Annotated in this window: 21 protein-coding genes and 1 pseudogene; 16 read left to right on the forward strand and 6 right to left on the reverse strand. The window is 39.7% G+C overall.

The genetic code is table 11. The features are described 5' to 3' along the window. Positions 1-154: 154 nt before the first annotated feature. Positions 155-727, reverse strand: a complete 573-nt coding sequence (locus FNW02_RS34495) for a reverse transcriptase N-terminal domain-containing protein (RefSeq protein ID WP_191762017.1) — start codon at positions 725-727, stop codon at positions 155-157. 718 nt (positions 728-1,445) lie between these two features. Here FNW02_RS34495 and FNW02_RS39250 point away from each other — a divergent pair. Beyond that, positions 1,446-1,676, forward strand: coding sequence for an IS110 family transposase (locus tag FNW02_RS39250; RefSeq protein ID WP_225226127.1), 231 nt, complete (start codon positions 1,446-1,448; stop codon positions 1,674-1,676). Positions 1,677-1,714: 38 nt separating this feature from the next. Beyond that, positions 1,715-2,002, forward strand: a complete 288-nt coding sequence (locus tag FNW02_RS39255; protein ID WP_225226128.1) for a hypothetical protein — start codon at positions 1,715-1,717, stop codon at positions 2,000-2,002. Positions 2,003-2,286: 284 nt separating this feature from the next. On the opposite strand, the gene FNW02_RS34505 is transcribed toward FNW02_RS39255, so the two are convergent. Continuing rightward, a complete protein-coding gene (locus FNW02_RS34505; RefSeq protein WP_191762018.1) occupies positions 2,287-3,237 on the reverse strand; it encodes an RpoD/SigA family RNA polymerase sigma factor in 951 nt (316 codons plus the stop codon). 2,039 nt (positions 3,238-5,276) lie between these two features. On the opposite strand from FNW02_RS34505, the gene FNW02_RS34510 reads away from it, so the two are divergent. The 6 genes from FNW02_RS34510 to FNW02_RS34535 all read left to right on the forward strand — a co-directional run bounded on the left by FNW02_RS34510 (position 5,277) and on the right by FNW02_RS34535 (position 11,410). Beyond that, the gene (locus FNW02_RS34510) at positions 5,277-7,451 is read left to right on the forward strand and encodes a hypothetical protein (protein WP_191762019.1); all 2,175 of its coding nucleotides are present in this window, start codon (positions 5,277-5,279) and stop codon (positions 7,449-7,451) included. Between the two features lie 263 nt (positions 7,452-7,714). Beyond that, entirely contained in the window at positions 7,715-8,107 is a 393-nt protein-coding gene (locus tag FNW02_RS34515; protein ID WP_191762020.1) for a hypothetical protein, read from the forward strand. 1 nt (position 8,108) lies between these two features. Beyond that, positions 8,109-8,831 (forward strand): peptidoglycan-binding domain-containing protein, encoded by a 723-nt coding sequence (locus FNW02_RS34520; RefSeq protein WP_191762021.1) that lies wholly within the window; start codon positions 8,109-8,111, stop codon positions 8,829-8,831. A 59-nt stretch (positions 8,832-8,890) separates the two neighbouring features. Then, the gene (locus FNW02_RS34525; RefSeq protein WP_191762022.1) at positions 8,891-9,706 is read left to right on the forward strand and encodes a peptidoglycan-binding protein; all 816 of its coding nucleotides are present in this window, start codon (positions 8,891-8,893) and stop codon (positions 9,704-9,706) included. Positions 9,707-10,405: 699 nt separating this feature from the next. Beyond that, a complete protein-coding gene (locus FNW02_RS34530; protein WP_191762023.1) occupies positions 10,406-10,591 on the forward strand; it encodes a hypothetical protein in 186 nt (61 codons plus the stop codon). 432 nt (positions 10,592-11,023) lie between these two features. Then, a complete protein-coding gene (locus tag FNW02_RS34535) occupies positions 11,024-11,410 on the forward strand; it encodes a hypothetical protein (RefSeq protein WP_191762024.1) in 387 nt (128 codons plus the stop codon). Positions 11,411-11,429: 19 nt separating this feature from the next. Here the strand turns inward: FNW02_RS34535 and FNW02_RS40320 are convergent, their stop codons facing one another. The 4 genes from FNW02_RS40320 to FNW02_RS34545 form a co-directional block, all read right to left on the reverse strand. Further along, positions 11,430-11,660, reverse strand: coding sequence for a transposase (locus tag FNW02_RS40320; RefSeq protein ID WP_431356840.1), 231 nt, complete (start codon positions 11,658-11,660; stop codon positions 11,430-11,432). Continuing rightward, positions 11,609-11,995 (reverse strand): hypothetical protein, encoded by a 387-nt coding sequence (locus FNW02_RS39265; protein WP_225226129.1) that lies wholly within the window; start codon positions 11,993-11,995, stop codon positions 11,609-11,611. Before FNW02_RS39265 ends, FNW02_RS40320 begins: the two co-directional genes overlap by 52 nt. Before the next feature lie 14 nt (positions 11,996-12,009). Then, positions 12,010-12,498, reverse strand: coding sequence for a helix-turn-helix domain-containing protein (locus FNW02_RS39270; RefSeq protein ID WP_225226130.1), 489 nt, complete (start codon positions 12,496-12,498; stop codon positions 12,010-12,012). A gap of 199 nt (positions 12,499-12,697) precedes the next feature. Next, positions 12,698-13,624: a KilA-N domain-containing protein gene (locus tag FNW02_RS34545; RefSeq protein WP_348535495.1), complete on the reverse strand. Its 927-nt coding sequence runs from the start codon at positions 13,622-13,624 to the stop codon at positions 12,698-12,700. Positions 13,625-13,655: 31 nt separating this feature from the next. Between FNW02_RS34545 and FNW02_RS34550 the strand changes: the two genes are divergently transcribed. The 8 genes and pseudogenes from FNW02_RS34550 to FNW02_RS34585 form a co-directional block, all read left to right on the forward strand. Continuing rightward, positions 13,656-13,967, forward strand: coding sequence for a helix-turn-helix domain-containing protein (locus FNW02_RS34550; protein ID WP_191762025.1), 312 nt, complete (start codon positions 13,656-13,658; stop codon positions 13,965-13,967). A gap of 225 nt (positions 13,968-14,192) precedes the next feature. Next, positions 14,193-14,453, forward strand: a complete 261-nt coding sequence (locus FNW02_RS34555) for a DUF6888 family protein (protein WP_191762031.1) — start codon at positions 14,193-14,195, stop codon at positions 14,451-14,453. Continuing rightward, positions 14,428-14,610, forward strand: coding sequence for a DUF6887 family protein (locus FNW02_RS34560; protein WP_191762026.1), 183 nt, complete (start codon positions 14,428-14,430; stop codon positions 14,608-14,610). Before FNW02_RS34555 ends, FNW02_RS34560 begins: the two co-directional genes overlap by 26 nt. Before the next feature lie 69 nt (positions 14,611-14,679). Next, a pseudogene (locus FNW02_RS34565) lies at positions 14,680-15,990 on the forward strand (IS701 family transposase). Between the two features lie 200 nt (positions 15,991-16,190). Continuing rightward, complete coding sequence (locus FNW02_RS34570) at positions 16,191-16,931, forward strand: hypothetical protein (protein WP_191762027.1); 741 nt, start codon at positions 16,191-16,193, stop codon at positions 16,929-16,931. A gap of 65 nt (positions 16,932-16,996) precedes the next feature. Continuing rightward, the gene (locus tag FNW02_RS34575) at positions 16,997-17,185 is read left to right on the forward strand and encodes a hypothetical protein (RefSeq protein ID WP_191762032.1); all 189 of its coding nucleotides are present in this window, start codon (positions 16,997-16,999) and stop codon (positions 17,183-17,185) included. A 27-nt stretch (positions 17,186-17,212) separates the two neighbouring features. Further along, the gene (locus FNW02_RS34580) at positions 17,213-17,590 is read left to right on the forward strand and encodes a DUF6876 family protein (protein ID WP_191762028.1); all 378 of its coding nucleotides are present in this window, start codon (positions 17,213-17,215) and stop codon (positions 17,588-17,590) included. 722 nt (positions 17,591-18,312) lie between these two features. After that, positions 18,313-18,606, forward strand: a 294-nt coding sequence (locus FNW02_RS34585; RefSeq protein ID WP_191762029.1) for a transposase, incomplete at its 3' end; no start/stop codon positions are given.

Consider the following 18,606-nt stretch of genomic DNA (forward strand, 5'->3'; position numbering starts at 1 on the left):
CATTTTGTCCCAACTGAAGTTAGGTAAGCAAGCTACTGGGTATAAAACTGCTCAGAAGGCTCTCAATCGGTTCATTTCTGAACTAATCGGTTCAGTTTAGCTGCTTGGGGAATTCGCCAACGGTATCCGTATCTCGGCGGCCACCCTAGGAGTATCAAGATGCCCAATCAAAACACTGCGATATATCTGCATCTAAGACATATTTAGCTTTCGATACAATGCAGTTTTTGATGTGTTTGATAGCATCATGGCATGACCTTCCGGGTCGAAAACCGTAGGCTGATGGCTCAAAACGAGCTTCCCATTCTGGCTCAAGGGTAGCTTTTACTACCGCTTGCAGGGCACGGTCAAAAATAGTGGGTATCGAAAGCGGTCTCAATTCGGTTTTCCCTGGTTTTGGTATCCATATCCTACGTGTAGGTTTGGATTTACCGTTAATGAATAGACCCAATGCCTTGTCAAAACGCGCTGCTGGGGATAATGATTTAATACCATCCACTCCTGCGGTCTTTTTCCCCTGGTTATCTTGTGTTACCCGTCTGACCGCTAATACCCGATTCGACCAAGACCTCATTAAGGTTTTCTGGAGTTTACGAACTCGTTGAATATCACCACAACGTGAAGCGGCATAAATGCGTTTTTGCAATTTAAAGACATATTGCTCGGCTTGTCGCCAGTCAATAGTCTTCCATCCCTCAGTATCCAATATTGAATCTGATTTAGGCATATTCACTGCTATTTACGCCCCGACATTCAGACACATTGCGGGTTACGTCTGCTTATCCCGGACATTACTCCATCCCTTTTCAGGCTTTGACCGTTACTTCGGTCTAGGCATTTGCTTCTTAACCCATCCCTCCCAAATAAAGCTATTAGCTTGACTGCCTACCTACCTATCGACCGATGTAGGAACTATAATTTGGGTTATTTCGTTCCTGATATCCATTGTTTTGAATCTTTAGAGGATGTCTATCCACCGGGGGTCTAGGAGGTACGCTGCCTCGGTTGCAAGATACTGACAGTCCAAACCCCTTGTCGGTTATTTCCAACCCAAGGTGTGTCCGAGACACAAGCTTATATTCCTTGGCGAGATTTGACGATGGCTCAACGACATTTCGTTTACTCTCCTCATAGATTCTTGCTTGCGGTTGGTGCTTTCAGCAATTACCACCATTAACCGCTTTCATCCCCGCTTTACGAACAGAGATAGTCAGTCTTCCCCGTAGGGGCTACCATCATTGGTAGTTTATGTGCTTTTAACCCCGCACCAGGGCAGTAAGAATTGGTTTCTCAGTTGTCGCCTCACTTACATGGATATCAAGTTGTCATCAGTAGAGGATCAAAGTGCGGACTCAGCCCAGAGGGGTTACTCTACTAAAGCCTGGAATCCCCCCAGAAAACTGGGTTTCTCCAGAACGAATCGCACTTGCAGGGATCTCGGCTCTATGCCCATCCGCCATAAACCCCAAGGCAATGAACCTGCTTTTGATTTACGTACCCATCTTTACCGAATTAGTGGCGTGGATTTCACTGCTGTTGATGGTCTTGGTATCCTAACAGTACAAACCATTATTTCTGAGGTTGGTTTAGATCCTAGCCGATTCCCAACTGTTAAACATTTTACTTCTTGGCTTGGTCTTTGTCCTAGCAATCGCATCACTGGTTGGCAAAGTTAAAAGTTCTAAAACTCGTCTTGTAGTTAACCCTGCTGCCAATGCTTTGCGAATGGCAGCACAAACAGCTGGCAAGAGCAATTCGAGGAGGTGCTTTTTATCGTCGCTTACGTTCTCGCCTGGGTACACCCAAAGCTATCACTGCTACTGCTCATAAGTTGGCACGAATTTTCTACCGACTTTGGACGAATGGAGGTAACTATCAAGATCCTGGCATGGATTATTATGAGCAACGTTACCAAGAACGAGTCATCAATAACCTCCAGAAAAAGGCTCTAGCTTTGGGTTTTGAGCTTGTTCCTCAGCCCGAAGCAAATACGGTTTCTTAGGAGAGGGCTAAGTTATGTATTGGCTTAGAAACGAGTCACACATGCGTTTGCCCTCTAGCAAAAGGGTAACGGTTTCAATGGTGAACTTAAAGGTTGTAAACTCGGCGTTTTAGTATTGTCCAATTCACGGTTTATCATCAAGATGCAAGTAAGCTCTACTGTATTTTTGACAACACCAATTGAAGGCGTTCTTGATAGTTGCAGCTATTTATTTCCAATATGTAGGATAGCGCTCTTAACTCATAAAAATGTTTTCGTGGGAGAGCGACAATATCAAACAGCATTTAACCCATTAAATGTTGTTTGAGATCATGTTGTGAATGCCGCATAATATTCATCGCTTTAACTTGAATTTGGCGAACCCGCTCTCGACTGAGGTCTAAGCGTTTTCCAATCTCAGCCAGGGTCAGTTCACGATCCGAATCTAGCCCAAAGCGCAAAATTATCACTTCTCTTTGTATGGGTGTTAGCAATGAGAGCACATTAATCATGTCTTGGCGCAAACATTCTTGGGTGATATGTTCATCTAGAGAAACGCTTTCGTCTTGTAAGAGTTCGCCCAGTGCTGTATTCTGGTTTTCTCCAACTGACTGGAACAGAGAAACTGGCTGACGAGAAACGCTGATATATTCCCAAATCTGATTGGGACTTTCGTTTAATGCAAGAGCAATTTCTGTGATGGTAGAACGGCGACCTAGAGTTTGAGACAGTTCGCGCTGTACCTTCTTGATTTTGTTGAGTTTCTCGTTTATGTAAATGGGCAAGCGAATAGTACGGGAGGTTTGGGCTATAGCTCGTGTTATGGACTGCACAATCCACCAGTATGCGTAGGTAGAAAGCTTATAGCCCCGGTTGGGATCAAACTTTTCGATACCCCGTTGTAAACCCAGTGATCCTTCTTGGAGCAAATCGAGAAATTCCATGCTACGGTTCTGGTATTTCTTGGCGACCGAAACCACCAGCCGCAAGTTCGCTGTCACCATTTTTTGCTTCGCTCTGTGACCAAGTTTCAGAATTTGAGCTACTTCGGCTTCAGTTTTGTTAATGTCCGCAGCTAATTCATCCGAAGTTGGCTCTCGGTGCAGTTGTTTGGTAAGCATAGTTCTTGCTTGCGCGATTACCATCATCTGCTGTACCTGCCTTGCGTAGACCATTTCTTGCTCAGGAGTCAGCAGCGGAAACCGTCCGATTTCTTGTAGATAAATGCGAACTAAGTCGGAAGTGTGGAGAGACATGTAATTTAACTAATTGAGTAAATGTTGAGTAAAATTCTGACAAAAGAAATTTACAGCATCACTTGCTTTGCTCAAGATACAAGCGCAATCTCTGCCGAGGCGATTAAACCTCACATGTGCGATTGCTCATGTAAGGTTATACTAAGCCTGCTTGCTTACACCGATATACCAAAGTGCCTACAATTATTTATCTGACGCTAATACTGTATTTTTGCTTTTAATTAAAGCTAGTGTCTTGTACCGCTCAGTTCCCCTTTCTTCCCGCAGGCGGCACACTGTAAATCTCTATTAGATACTTTTTTTAGTGCAAGAGTGACTTGAAGTCACTTTAATGCATTATTTTCAAATCAAGCATAATTTCCGTTAGCGCTACTCAAACTTCATATATGCAGTTGCGCTTATTAAGGTTATACTAGCTCTATTTACAAGCACCATCACACTATAGTGCTTGTAATTATTTATATTAAGCTAATACTACATTTTAACTTCCATCAAAACTAGTATTTTTGCTGCTTAGTTCCCCTTTACTTAGCAAGCAATGCACTGCAAACTAATATTCAATATTCTTTTGTGACGAACTTATGTATTCATTACTATAGCACACTCTTTCCCAAAGTCAAGCTTAATTTTTGCTAGCAGTGGTAAAGGAAAACAAATAGATTATGTTAAGAATTAAATTCCACCCTGATAATACTAGTCTCACCTAGTTTTGTATAAAAAGGCTTTTTTATTCTTGTGCGTTGATTAACCTAATTACTAGCCTGGAATCCTGCTGGCATCCCTCTTTATCCTTGGGTTAAGTTATGGGTGCTGCAAAAAAAGTAACCGTCTGGGACGGCATTAATAAAGTTAAACTTGCTCTGATTCTTGGGTACAAATTATGTATTTGCTAACGAAAAACCTTAGCTTGCTTGAATTCCGACAAGATACCATATTTAATATCTTTGCCGTTGGCGATACTTGCACAAATTATGCTTGACTTTGAGAAAGAGTGTGCTATAGTAATGAATACATAAGTTCGTCACAAAAGAATATTGAATATTAGTTTGCAGTGTATTGCTTGCTAAGTAAAGGGGAACTAAGCAGCAAAAATACTAGTTTTAGTGAAAGTAAAAATGTAGTATTGTCCCTATATGGCTGATTGCAAGCATTGTAGGGTGACAGTGTGAGTAAGTAGTCTTAGTATAACCTCTCAAAAATGCAGCTTACATGTAAAGGTAGCTAGCAGTAGCGTAAATTATACTTGACTTTGAGGATATAGTGCATGAAAGTGACTTTAAGTCACTCTTTCTTACACTGAAAAAGTATTTGATAGAGATTTATAGTGTGCCGCGCGCGGAAAAAAGGGGAACTGAGCGGTACAAGACACTAGCTTTGATTAAAAGGTGACAATTATAAGCACTTCTTGGTATACCAGTGTAAGCAAACAGGCTTATTATAACCTTAAGAGGTACGATTGCACATATAAGGTTCAATCGCCTAGGCAGAGATTACGCTTGTATCTTGAGCAAAGAGTGTATGAAAGCGTATCAATACGCTTGTGCTTATCTGGCACAGGAACGTAAGTAGTGTTGTTCCAGCAATAAGGGGCAGACTTCGCCGTAATCATAACCTTTTTCCACGCATAGGTGGTGCAAAGATTTGATCAACGTTGTGGTCGCTGAATGATTTGGGATTGTACAGTGACCTCTACTTTCTCATGTCATGGTGACTAGTGACATCTTGCATAACAGCGAGTGGAATGCCCTTGACTTGTTTACCCAGTTAACTTGGGTTGGTGGGATTAGCTTCAGTAGCTTTTTTTGCTCAATAGAACTTTTGTCACTGTCTGGTTCCTAACCAACTATTTTCATTTGCTCTGATTTTGCAATCATCCCTAAAACTAGCTTTTCAAGATTAGGCACATATCCTCTGTTTTAGGGCAAGTACTTATCCACTATTGAAAACAGTCATGGACAGTACTCGTTAGTCCTAAACGACGTGGCGGTGTTTTCTTGTGAGAAACACTCAGTTTTTTACTCTATTCAACCCAGAATTATATGATTACAACTCAATTATTTACTGATAGCTTTGACAGACCCGCAACTACTGCTGGCACTATCGGGAATGGCTGGCTAGATCTTAAACCAAACATGACTGCTGGTACTGACTGGAGTATCTCTAGTTCTACTTATTTAAATGCAGTAAATACCACAAGCGGTACATCCTCAGCAGTACTCAACACTCACACAATCCAAGATTGTGAAGTGGTATTTCAAGCAAATAGGACAAACTATAACTCCACTTTCAGACCTTTCATTGAAACACGTATCCAGAGCAATGGGGATCGTTATCGTATTCGTCTGGCATTAGTAAATGACAATACTCAGGTAGATGTTCAAGCTACCAAAGTTGTTAAAGGAGTCACTACTGAACTATGGAAAGCACTCACAAATGTTACTAGCAGCACATCAGATTTTAAATACATTGTGCGCTGTTACTCGTTTAATACTGCTTTGACTGTGTTTGAAGTGTACTACATCGATACAGCAAATAATAAGCTTGTTTTGCTAACTGAGTTTTCGGATGCTGATCCAGCTCTAGCATCCGCAGGTAAGGTTGGTCTAGGGCACTATAATCAAGTAATTTGTAGGGTGTTTACTCTCAACAAGCTGGCCCTTGATACTCCACAGAGTAAAACTATTTATTACGTTGCAACTAATGGAAATGATACATCTGGAAAAGGTACTAAAGCTGCACCTTGGGCAACTGTTCAAAAAGCTTTGATCACTGTTATGCCTGACAGTGGACATGTGATTAAGGTAGCTGCGGGAACTTACACGCTTGCAACTAACCCAACCCTTGTACCTTCTGGTATCACGTTAATCGGAGATGGTAAGCCTACAATCGTTGGTGCTTTAAAGCTATCAAAAGGGCGGAAGAATCGTATTATCAACTTTAACTTCACAGGTACATCGACTGCAAATACCCCGTGTGATTACTACAAGCACAACACTGGCATTGAGGTACGAGATACATTTGATATTCTCTTACACAATCTATCTTTTAAGAAGTATCGCAAGAATGCATTAAGGTTACTTAGTGTGCACACAGTGAAAGTGTCATCTGTAGATATGGTTGATAGTTCTTATAGTGATCGGCGCTTTTATGCTCCAGGTTCTAGTGTGTTGCCACAAAACGCCGATGATGGACTAACTTCCCAAACACAATCCAACTGTTTAGAAGTTACACGGCTTACGAAAGCTCGTTTTGTTAACGTCCATGTGGATACAATTTCAAAGCGTGGTGGTGCTGCATTCAGAACTTATGAAGACTTATCAAAGTTCTATAATAGTGGAGCAACTCCACCAACGTATTTAGATGATATTGATATCCAGAACTGTACTTTCTTAGTTGATAGGTTTATGTCTTGGGGTGGCGGGTATTCTCCTCAAATGTCTTTAGAAATATTCAACCACAGAACAACAAATACTACAATTCGCAACTGTGTTTTTAATAGTACTGTGAGTTTGGCTTCTGGAACTAATACGCCTGCCTTGAAGTTGTATGAGTGTGAATGGATTAAATGGTTAGATGATCAGCCATTGTACGCAATTGAAGTTGTGTCTAATAACATAGAAATATTCTGCAACTACATTACTGCTGGCTCGTATCCTATCTATAATAGTGGTGCAAAAGTATCAAATATTCTTGTTCACAGTAATGTTTTTCGCAATATTGGTTATGTTGTAAACTTCAAATCTTCATCACCTTTAAAATTCTACAACAATACAGTATATACAGGAGGCAAAGATAAGTTCTTCAACTTTGGTAGTACTGGACAGTTTGAACACCCAAACAACGATATTGCAAATAATATCTTCTACTATGATAGTGCTACTGCTGGTGGTGATAAGTTAGGAGTAACTATTGGAGTTAGAAATAATTTATTTCACAATATGGACGTTCCTACGACAGCGACTAAGAGCAAAACAGGTAAACCTCTTTGGGTTTCTAGTCAGCCCGTACTGTCTACCGACTATAGACCACAACAGTCAAGTCCTGTGCGTGGAGCTGCTGCTGTAATATCTGGCATTACTCCTGAAGGAGAATCTGCCCCAGATATTGGTGCACATCAGTGGAAACTGAACAATATAGATATATGGCATCCTGGGATAAAAAGCGACATTGACCTTACAGACATCACAACCATACTTGCTGACTGCTATGCTTAACATTTTAACGTCGCTACTTTAATGTAGAGAAGTTTATCAACAAAGGCAGCTTTGCTCGATGTAGTTTTGTTAAGGGCTTTTTCAAGAAAGCCCTTAGCAGTCACCTCAAGAACGGGCAAAGTCACTACAAGAGTTCAAAATCACTACGCTACTCTTTGTTTAGTAGCTCCAAATTACGAGGGGTCGAATTTCCCTCTAAATTGTCATAGTTGCCTTCTGCCTTATTTAAAGCTTGTGTATAAATATGTAACTTGGAGAATTCAATGAAAGAGAATATTAATTATTTTATTTACTTAAGCAAATTTATCGCTTGGGAAATTTGGTTGTTTTTAGCTACTTTAGCGACGATAGTATTTTATCTAATTTTGGTAAGGGAAATTGCTATTACTTTTTTAAGACATAATATAAGACAAACTAAAAATTACAGTTGGCAAAGCATTCAATTGTTTGTAGTTAGTTTAGCAGTTATATTATTTTATTTATTTCAACTAGGAAATAATGTCAAGTATAGCCTGTTTCAATTACCTCGGCTTCCAAAGGAACTGCTATTAATATTTAGCGTAAGCAATATCTGCTATCTCGAAAATAAACTAGATTTAAGGTTAAATCATAGTCAACTAAAATCACCTGCAAAATCTTACAAATTAGGACAATAACATGTTGATATTAGCATTATTAATAGGTTGGTTACTCACTATCTTTATTGGCGCTTTAGAATTGATTATCGTATTTTTTATTGTTACAAACAGGATTAATATTGCAAATATTATTAGTGACGAGAATGGTGATGCAAGTCTGTCGCGCTTTCAATTTTTAATCTTCACATTTGTTGTAGCAATGAGCTTATTCTATCTGATTATCAAATCCCAGTCGCCACAGTTTCCTATAATTACACCTGAAGTACTAACTCTACTAGGAATTAGTGGTGCTTCATATGTGATTTCTAAGGCTATTCAAGCAAATCGAGACACTCAATTATTAAAGGCTAAGGCTCAACAAGCTTCAGCTACTATAAATGGCATTACCAGAAAAAATGGCAGTGATACTGTCATTGCTGTTTCTCAAGTACAAAATAAAAATAGCGATATAAATGACGTAGTTTCTATTTTAGAAACAAACGCTGATAAAAACAGCCTAGTTACGACTCTAGCTATAAGTAACTTGCAGAAAGGAGCTTCTGGTAAAGATGTGCGTCAGCTTCAACAACGATTACATGAGCTAGAATTTTATTCGGCTTCTATAAATGGTATTTTTGACGAACAGACTGAATTCGCAGTTAAAACGTTTCAAGTTAGTGAAGGACTTGCAGATGATGGTATTGTTGGCCCCTCAACTCTAGAAGCCTTAGGTCTAACTTCTTGGAGATTGGAATTTACTTAACAAATTGCAGAGGTAAGAGCGAAAAGCGAATAAATGAATATTAGGTTGAAGATATCTTTATGATGCTCAAAAACGTAAAAGCCTGTCAAACGAGTGTGGCTAACGGACTCTCCCAGCAGATTATTACTGAGATGCAACGCATAGACTCAACATGTCTTGTTAGTTTTAGTGAACTTAATGTATCTATAAGTACATCTGTCTTTCCCTTATTACAACCGCCAGCTAAAGAAGGACTCAGGCAAGCTATCAAAGCTAGCGGCGGCAGAAAACTAGTAGTGAACTCAGCTTATAGAACAATTGCTCAACAGTATCTTTTATCCCGTCAAAAGCAGCAAAACCGATGTGGTCGTACTCTTGTTGCCCAACCAGGTAAAAGCAACCATGAGAGTGGTTTGGCATTAGATATATCAGACTTCCAGATTTGGAAACCTTATTTCGTACAGTGCGGTTGGCGCTGGCTAGGAGCCGCTGATGAAGTACACTTTGACTTTGTAAGAACAATGCGGAATATTCGTGGTCTCTCTGTGTTATCGTTTCAGCGGCTTTGGAATAGATATAATCTCAATGACCGCATCATAGAAGATGGTGTTTATGGTGCTCAGACTGACAACAGATTAGCTAACTCTCCTACTGAGGGTTTTGGAGAAAAGGATGAACTAACTGCAAACCGAGTACTAAGGTTAAGCCAGCCTTTAATGCAAGGTGGTGATGTTCGCATAGTTCAAATAGCTTTGAAAAGAGCAGGTTTTAACATTAGTGTTGATGGCTTGTTTGGAGCAAGTACAGAAAATGGAGTCAAGCAGTTTCAAAAGCAGAAAGGTTTGGAAGTAGATGGATGTGTTGGCACAGCGACGTGGAAAGCATTGGGGATGTAATTACTTCCACAAGAGGCTGCCGAACATGAGATTGGTTCACTATAAAAAATGCCACTTGCCAAAACTATCCGTACTTGTCGTCAACTAATAAAAGTTAAGCCTGCCTTGTTGTCTCTGATGCATATGACATCTTTGGAATTGCACTTGAAATTTTAGAAGAGTATGTTAGATTAATAATCCTACTAAAAAAGTTTTTATAGAGATATGCAGTAGTCGTGGGCTAAAAAAAGGGAATCAGACGGCAGGGTGCTCAGAATTAATAGTAGTAAAATCATAGTTTTATCAACAGTTAAATGCTCACAATGATTCTGGTGTAAGCAGGACGAGCAAACAGGTATTGTTTTGCTTGAAAAAAAGGGATCATACCTATGAAGTATGGTGTATGGCGTGAAGATTACTTGCGACAATTAAACGGCTGCTATGAAGTGGGTCTGAGGTGTCTTCCACCCAAGAAAAAATATCTCTTTAAGATGTGTAATGTACTGTGCCTAAAAAAAGGGAACAGACCAGCAAGATGTATTAACTCGAATAGTAATTAAAGGCAATTGCGCTAGAACGTGGTACTTGCAAGTATTTTGATGCAACTGCAATCAGGAAATATTGTTCGTACTTATCAAGTGTGGTATTTGGAGCTAAAAGTTAAGCTATTGAAGTTTAACTGTGTTTAGAAAATCAATTAGTACACAGGAGTTAAACCAAATGAATACGGATTTTAGTTTGAACAGCTTCTTTAATTTTATCACAGAGAACAACAAGGATCTCAACCCAGACCACTATCAAATTGCCTTTCGACAAGAAGGATTAGGTATTCAGCTTGTACTGAAGTATATTCAAGGCAGCCCAGACAAAGAAGTTGTAGTTGGGAGAATTGGACTATTTTTATAAATTTGGAAAGGTTGGATAGTGGGTTTATTGAACAAGTAGCATCTCCAAAACAAGTTTATTCTTTTTTAATGCTACTTTAACTGCTCAAGTAGTAATGAAATAAAGTTGTATATACATTGATAATTTATTACTACTTGGCTTTTTTAACTAATAGAAGCATTGAAGTGCTGTATTCGTAGGTAAATTAGTAATGGAACGAGGTCTGTTGGACATATCTGTTGTAGTTTCAAACCGTAACTTAACGGCTGGAAATGAATTTGCAGTTTTTGTATTGGTTAAAAATCCTTTTGAGCAACCTATATAGATACGTGAAGTTCATGTCAGCTTGCCTAGAGAACTCAGGCTAACTAGTACACAAATAATACAAGAGCGGAGAAAGGTAAGTAAAAAAAACAAAAATTAAAACAGTTACAAAAAGAGCGAGCCTTCAAAATGAGACATAAACTAAATTTATTAAAGCAAGGATTAATCAAAATCAAAAATAAGTTAAGTAATCAGTTAGAAAATACAAAAAATGATCAAAGGCTCATCGGAAGAATTAAATCTAAAATAGATGAGCTACAAAATAAATTACTAAAAATTCAACATAAATCTGAAATTAGTTCAGGAACTTTTTCGATAGCAAACCTCGATACTTTAGGATTTCAGATTATTTCTCAAGAAAATGAAACGAGTAGTGAAGAAGAAAATAAAAAGCAAGATATAGACATTAGTGATTTTACTCTCTATCAATTTGAGTCCGCAGCAAAACATTATCTTAAAACAAGAAGATTGGTTTTCTTGTTGGTTATACTGGAGCCTCCTTTTTCCAAGAATTGACTGGTATTATACCAATTCTCTAAAATCCGGCTACAGATAGAGCCACCAAAATATATTGCCTGCCAGCAATAGATGCAATAATTGGTTTGGTTAATTTCCCAATTTCAGCATAGAGAGCAGCACGTAATTCATCGAGGTTTTTTGGTAATAACCAACGAAGTCGCCGCTTAATATATTGCCAAACCTGCTCAATGGGATTTAATTCGGGAGAATGTGCTGGCTGAAATAATAAAATGATATTATCTGGTATTTGAAGACTTTGGCTTGATGAAAAGCACCATTATCGAGTTGAATAATTAGTACTGAATCAGTAAAATGTTGAGCAACTAGATTGAGGAATATCTGAAAACAGTCAGTATTGAGGTGTGAGAATTCCCAAAAGAAGCTCTTGCCAGTCAGTGGTTCGATAATTCCATATAAATATGTTGCCTTGAACTGCCATTGATGTACACCAACTGGTTTAACACCCACAGCAGTGATTTTCCTACCTGTAATTGTTTTCAATCCAATTCTAGTTTCGTCCTCACAGCAAAAACGAATCGTTTTAGTTGTGCATAAAACTGCCAAACAAAACCAATGCAGCATTCCTAAGTTGTCTTTTAGGTTTTTTTAAATGCTTCTATTTTAGCTTGTGATTGTTCAACGCTTTTTGGACGAGGAACTTTCGGACATGACTCCAAACGGTAATAAACCAGCTTGTGAACTGTCTTGTAGCAAGAATTTACTCCTAAGTTTTGTGAGAGCCATTCGACAATTTCTTGATAACCGTTAAATCCTTGCGGTTCGTGTAATCTTTTATCGAGTGCTTTTTCAGCCCATTTGGGAATAATTCTCGGTCTTCCTGGGGAAGATTTTTGTTGCAATAGTCCTTCTATTCCACCTGCTTTGTACAGTCGAATCCATTTGTGTAGTGTGACTCGGTTTCGACCAATAATTTCTGCGGCTTGAGAAATTGTTTGACCATGCCCTGTTTTGAGTAAATACAATAACTGCACTCTTTCAAAACCAGTTGCAGTTTTTTGTATTGCAAGTAACTCTTTAAGTTCTTCTAGAGTCTCTTGAATTTCTAATTGATATATCCCTGACATTGCTCATCCTTGATCTCATTGAGTCTTATTATCTCATCTGTAGCCTTATTTTGGAGAATTGATATTAAGTGAATGATCTTCGTTATCTGGTAATGACACGAAAAAATAATCATCGTGCATGATGTGAGCAACAAGACCGTATTTTTCTGCTAGAACCTTTCGTAGACTGTTCATAGTTTGGGTTGATGTATGCAGGGAATCATTGACAAATTACTTGAACTACTTCAGGCAACCATCGCAGTTGAAACACCGTCTGGTTAGAACCTCGCGCAACAGCTGACACCATGCGTCCCCACTGCTTACCCAACTCTGTGGGACGATACGGCAGTTTGCGATCATCAGTGCGATACTGGAGTCCAGCGTTAATCAACCACCTGTTAACAGCGACCGCACTTTTGCCTATCGCTTCCCCAATTTGCGTCGGGTTGAGATAAGCATCATCGAAGGTGTCAGTACAAGCGATCGCACTCTTGAGTTCATCGGCAGCAGGTTTGAGGGCTGGATTGATAGATGTAGCGGCGTTGACAGCTAACTGGGCGGTTAAGGATTTATGTAGTCCTGCAAATTCTCCTAGCAGCAAGGCCAACTGCGCGGCTTCGTGAGATGGGGCTAAAGCTTTAGATGTTTCCTGCGGCTCTTGTACTGGCTGTTGTTCTACTTGGGTTAACATCATCACCTTTAACAGCGTTCTATTCGCCCAAATGCGAAAGGGAATAGATACCCACCTCGCTAAATCGATAGCTATTTCTAAATGTGTCCAAGTAGCTTGTTCATTTCCATGCCCTTTTACTTCTATTACCAGTAACGATATGGGAATCCCCATATCGTTCTCAAGAGCTTGCAGATACTCCTTTGTAGACTTCAGGCGTGTGTAATCGGCTAATAACTTACCGTTAGCTCTAGCCATTTGACTTGCATTAACGTATCCCTTGGGTATCGTGTATTTGCCTACTTGCCCGTCTTGGAGCATCTGGTTAATTTCTGAATCCCGCCAAAAGTGTGTCAGCATTATAATTGGCTCACTTTTTGTAAATGAGTTTGGCAAAGCGATCGCTGTTCCCTTCCCGGAGGGCGATCGCTTTTGTGTCATCACTACCTCAGCGTAATCAAAAAACTCTAAAAACACAAAGTGGTGTTGTAAATTAGAGGAGAGCAAAATGATAGAGGAGGTATGCTTTGTGAAGTTGTCCTATGTATCTCGTTTTACTTGGGATGAAGAGACAGCCCAGCGATTGAGAAAGCTACGTGGTAAAATTAGCCGAGATAAATTAGCGCTAGAAGCAGGTTGTAGCAATACTTTTATTCAAAATCTTGAATGGGCAAACTCCCGGAACAAGCCAGAATCAATTTCTAAAGAAGATGCATTTGCTATTTGTAATGCGCTTAATATACCTATCTGGAAGTTATTTCCAACACTAGTGATAAATTCTGAAAGTTTACAAGAAATATGCCAATCTCTATTGACCTAGTACAACACTGTGTTGTAAATTGGTAATCATAAGGGAGGAAACGAGCGCCAGCCTCCCAGAAAATAAAGAAGCGCTCAACCCTAGATCCAAGTTTGAGAAACACGAAACATAGATTTGAGAAACGAGAACCCCCCGTCGTATAGCACAGAGTACGCAAGGTACGGGTAAAGCGGGCCGGGGGAGATACTCAAAATCACCGAATAACCAAAGGATAAAACTTCCAATGTGTTTTCTACAGTCTTGCGCTGTCAAAAGTCGGAAAACCACCGCGTTCAACAAGGAGATGATAGATTGGAGCCAACGCCAGAGCAAAAGACGGCGATGTACAGGATTTGTCAACAGTTAACAAAGATGTACGCACCGATATACTTAGTAACCACCGACAGGAGAACAGGTGATTTAATCATCATCGCAGGTGAAGAGATAGAAGCATCAGTCAGCAGAGAAGGAAAAGTGAATTATGAGTCAACCGAAGCCGAATTTTGAACAAATGACCATCAAGGATTTAAGAGAGTACATCTTGGCTCACAGAAATGATGAGGATGCGATTCATGCAATGGCACTACGTCTAAGGAATGAGGGGAAAACAGGCACAGTTGACGAGTTTTTAGAACACATCAAACAGCAGACTCAAGAAAGTTGACATTAACTTTCTTTTGTCACTCTAGGAAGAGTAAAATCGGAAAGAAGGGCTGAAAGCCAGGAGGGGAGGATGACACAGCCAAGAAGCCCCAAACCCAGCATCAAATTTGTGGATGAATATTGTGCAATCTACAGAGACATCTTTCCAGAAGTCAGGAGTTTTGAAAATTTCCGAGATTTACATTTGGGAATGATATCAGAAATAAAAAGGAAATCTTTACCAGAAATAGCCAAGGTAGTAGGGTTAGAGAATCAGCAATCGTTACATCATTTTTTAACAGAATCACCGTGGTCGATAGAATTATTAAAGAAGCGAAGATTAGAATTAATACTGCGAGTATTAAATAAGCGATCGCTAATTCTAATAATTGATGAAACAGGAGACAAAAAACAAGGTCGTACTACAGACTATGTAAAACGGCAGTATATTGGGAACTTAGGCAAAATAGAAAATGAAATAGTGGTAGTGACAGCCTATGGCGTGATTGAAGATATGACCTTTCCATTAACATTTCAAATTTATAAACCACGCAAGAGATTGAAGGCAGGAGATAAATATAAAACTCAGCCAGAAATTGCAGCAAAATTAATCAGAGAACTCCAAGGAATGGGGTTTAAATTTGAACTGGTTTTGGCAGATAGCCTGTATGGGGAAAGCGATGGAAATTTTATTAGTGTTTTGAATCAATTACAACTCAATTTTGTTGTAGCTATACGTAGTAATCATGGAGTTTGGCTACCAAAAGGGCAAAGCATCAGGTATAACAAATGGCGGAAATTTAACCGTGTTTTCTCGAATGCTAAACAGGAAGTTCGATATATTAGAGAGATTATCTTTGGAAAAGGACGCGATGTTCGTTATTGGCAAGTCACTACGGATATGGAAAAGCTGCCAGAAAACTCAACATGGTTTTTAATGACGCATATTCCAGGTATTAAATACTTCGAAGTAGGCAACCTTTACGGTTTACGAACATGGGTAGAATATGGACTTAAACAAAGTAATAATGAACTCGGATGGGCAGATTTTAGGCTGACCTATTATCCTCACATTCAGAAGTGGTGGGAAATAGTTTGTAGTACCTATCTCATGGTCAGCCTTCATTCAAGTGTCTTCAGCAAATCTCATAGTTATATTCTCAAAATATTTGCGGAACACCCTTTGTGGAATGAAAATTATGGTTGGAAGAATCTCTTGAACAATTTGCGTCTTATCGTTCAACCTTTGATTCTTTTCAATTTGATTTAACCTTGGCTTAAGGTATTTTCTATTCCCCAACTTTCTGCGGGATTTTCTTACTTGATTAGTATTATGAATACCTTGCACAATCATCTATTTTTATCCCTTTGGTCTGACTTTTTCTCTTTTTCCTCTTCCTAGAGTGACAAAAGAAAGTTAATAAGGTGTTTTACTTTTACCCAAGTACGTTTCTGGAACCCAAGAATTAACTACAGCTTCGCTGAAACTGAAGTGAGAGAGCGTTGTGCCTGCACAACGTTATTTCGCGCAAATCAAAAGGCGATCGCCCGTCTTGCAAACACAGCGATCGCCTTTATTACCCAATTAAAGGTTTTAAAATTATGACACAAACGACAACAACTGTAACCCCCTCCCAGAAAATGGTTACAGAACTCAGAACAGTAGAAATATCCTTCTACGACCACGAGATTTACTGCGGCACACAACTGATTGCCACCATCAGCTACGACCATGACCTAACGCAACCTTGGGTAGTGATGGTCAACGGTGAAGAAATCCATCGCGCGAACACGTTCAAAAGATGCCACAGCTACATCACATGGCACTACAATCGTGGCACACTACCAGTACAACAGCCAGAAACCCCAACCGCTACAACGGGGAACAAAGTGATGGTACAGATTGCCCAGGAATGCGAGAAGTACAATTTTGAAGTCCTAGACGATGGTATTTACCACCACGACCAGAAACTTGGTGAAGTAGGCTGCACCTACAACAATTCGCAATTACCAAGTCGCAATTCGCAATTAAACCCCATGCCTGAAAGTAAGAAACCTTGCACCTGTAATGATTCAATTATTAATAACGTTCACAATTGCGAATTGCGAACTGCGAACTGCGAATTGCATAAAATTTGGTGGGTAATTCGCGCTTCGTCAATGCATCAACAGAAAGTCCCGTGTGACTCTACGGCTGATGCGGTGTGGTCGTTGTCGATGATTGAAGTGACCTGTGATGAAGACTTGTTGGATAGACCGTTTGACCAACTGACGGCTGAGGAATGGCGGAGGCTAGTGGAGTATCAGCCAGAGTCAGAAAGTCGGGAGTTGGTAGCGGCGTAATTGTTAGTAAGCGCTTTTGTCTCTCCAAGAGCGCTATTTTATTTAGCTAACTAAACAGGTGAAACATGAAACTTAGTTATGACCAAAGAACAGGAAAATTTATTGTATCCGAGTTAGGACGGGTTATCGATTCGGATTTGGATTTAACCACGCTGGGAGTGCGGTATGGATTCATCGCTCCTTTGATAGATGACGAGATGGCGGATAAAGAATCCCCCTCAACAGTTGAAGATCCTCATGCTACGCAAATGTGACAGCGAAAACTACAAATAATTCCAATCATGACAAATACTACTGCGAAAACCGCCGAGGAATTGATTGCAGACTTAGAGCGATTCAAAGGCTCGGAAGTTGTTTACAGGCACTCTTTAGGTATGCTTCGCTACACAGAAGGCATAAACTATCTAGCTGAGTCAACGCAATGTTACTGGCTGCTGGATGCGATTGGCTCCTATCAACACCAGCTTCAGTCTAATCCTAGGCTGCGAGATTTTCAGGTGTGGCGTTTGGTGGTAGAGAACGAATCAGGGGTACTGATTTGTGAAGAAGATACGGACAAGGAAGTACTGCGGCAGTCAATCCCATACACTGATTTTCCACTGCCGGAAATGACGCTGTATCTGGCACAGAAGGTGTTGATGCTGCCGAGTGAGTATTAAAGATATAGTAAAAACAAAGGTGATCGCACAGATTCAAATCTAATTGCGATCACCGAATGCCCAAATCAATAAGTGTCGTGAGTACTTAAGTTTTTGAAGAATATCAAATGAGCATTTCAAATAATACTCATTTGCATCATGTATGCAACGGTATTTCACGCATTCAACCATTTACCTGAAATCAAATGAGATGATTTACAAAGCGATTTATTCTACTGCAAAAATAAAAACCTCGTCATCAAGCTAAAACGAGGCTAATAAGTTAAACATCTACCATCAAGTTACTATATGCTATATAAAAGGTTATTAGATGCTTCCTTGGGTAGGAGAAATGGCAGTCTAACCTGTTGCAACGTTGCAAGTTATACTTCCACCGCTAAAGAAACAAATTGAATAACTGTTCAAATATTTGTTGAGACAAAAGTAGTTAACTCTTAGAGCAGTTTGCTCTAGATAGAAGTAAAAGCCTCATCTCTAAAGCAGGATGAGGCCTGGTGCAAATCCTAATTTATACAGCAAATATAAAGTAGCTAACACTTTAATAAATGTATCTTTGGGTGCAAATAACGATAGTATATGTTTTGACGATGCAGTAATTAATACATAATTATGGCTATACCTAAAAACAATAACTCTAATGTGGCTGCGCCTTGGGTGAACCTATCCCACTAATACCAGCAATATGATAATCTGCTGCTGATGACAGTAAGTTGTATCAGGGTATGGCTGGGCGATTTGAAGGGTTAAGCGACCTAGAGTGGAAGCTGTTTGAAGATATATTTCCCAAGGAGCCAGAAAACAGAGGGCGAGGAATGCCTCATGCGCCGTTTCGTCATGTACTTAACACATTACTGTATATATTAATAACAGGATGCCGTTGGTGTGATGCTCCCACCGGAGAAATCTGGGCATCAAAAAGTGCAGCGCACAGATGGTTACAACGTTGGGAAACAGACGGAACTTTGGAAAATTTACAAGCACGGATATTAGGAATTGCAGAGGAAAGAGGCTTAATC

The organism is Komarekiella delphini-convector SJRDD-AB1 (genome assembly GCF_014831675.1).
In the GTDB taxonomy this organism is placed as follows: Bacteria; Cyanobacteriota; Cyanobacteriia; order Cyanobacteriales; family Nostocaceae; genus Komarekiella.

What these genes read in the sequence shown, in the direction of transcription:
- FNW02_RS34495 (WP_191762017.1), bottom strand. Translation starts at nt 727, where the DNA reads ATGCCTAAATCAGATTCAATATTGGATACTGAGGGATGGAAGACTATT.
- FNW02_RS39250 (WP_225226127.1), top strand. Translation starts at nt 1,446, where the DNA reads ATGCCCATCCGCCATAAACCCCAAGGCAATGAACCTGCTTTTGATTTA.
- FNW02_RS39255 (WP_225226128.1), top strand. Translation starts at nt 1,715, where the DNA reads ATGCTTTGCGAATGGCAGCACAAACAGCTGGCAAGAGCAATTCGAGGA.
- FNW02_RS34505 (WP_191762018.1), bottom strand. Translation starts at nt 3,237, where the DNA reads ATGTCTCTCCACACTTCCGACTTAGTTCGCATTTATCTACAAGAAATC.
- FNW02_RS34510 (WP_191762019.1), top strand. Translation starts at nt 5,277, where the DNA reads ATGATTACAACTCAATTATTTACTGATAGCTTTGACAGACCCGCAACT.
- FNW02_RS34515 (WP_191762020.1), top strand. Translation starts at nt 7,715, where the DNA reads ATGAAAGAGAATATTAATTATTTTATTTACTTAAGCAAATTTATCGCT.
- FNW02_RS34520 (WP_191762021.1), top strand. Translation starts at nt 8,109, where the DNA reads ATGTTGATATTAGCATTATTAATAGGTTGGTTACTCACTATCTTTATT.
- FNW02_RS34525 (WP_191762022.1), top strand. Translation starts at nt 8,891, where the DNA reads ATGATGCTCAAAAACGTAAAAGCCTGTCAAACGAGTGTGGCTAACGGA.
- FNW02_RS34530 (WP_191762023.1), top strand. Translation starts at nt 10,406, where the DNA reads ATGAATACGGATTTTAGTTTGAACAGCTTCTTTAATTTTATCACAGAG.
- FNW02_RS34535 (WP_191762024.1), top strand. Translation starts at nt 11,024, where the DNA reads ATGAGACATAAACTAAATTTATTAAAGCAAGGATTAATCAAAATCAAA.
- FNW02_RS39265 (WP_225226129.1), bottom strand. Translation starts at nt 11,995, where the DNA reads ATGCTGCATTGGTTTTGTTTGGCAGTTTTATGCACAACTAAAACGATT.
- FNW02_RS39270 (WP_225226130.1), bottom strand. Translation starts at nt 12,498, where the DNA reads ATGTCAGGGATATATCAATTAGAAATTCAAGAGACTCTAGAAGAACTT.
- FNW02_RS34550 (WP_191762025.1), top strand. Translation starts at nt 13,656, where the DNA reads ATGATAGAGGAGGTATGCTTTGTGAAGTTGTCCTATGTATCTCGTTTT.
- FNW02_RS34560 (WP_191762026.1), top strand. Translation starts at nt 14,428, where the DNA reads ATGAGTCAACCGAAGCCGAATTTTGAACAAATGACCATCAAGGATTTA.
- FNW02_RS34570 (WP_191762027.1), top strand. Translation starts at nt 16,191, where the DNA reads ATGACACAAACGACAACAACTGTAACCCCCTCCCAGAAAATGGTTACA.
- FNW02_RS34575 (WP_191762032.1), top strand. Translation starts at nt 16,997, where the DNA reads ATGAAACTTAGTTATGACCAAAGAACAGGAAAATTTATTGTATCCGAG.
- FNW02_RS34580 (WP_191762028.1), top strand. Translation starts at nt 17,213, where the DNA reads ATGACAAATACTACTGCGAAAACCGCCGAGGAATTGATTGCAGACTTA.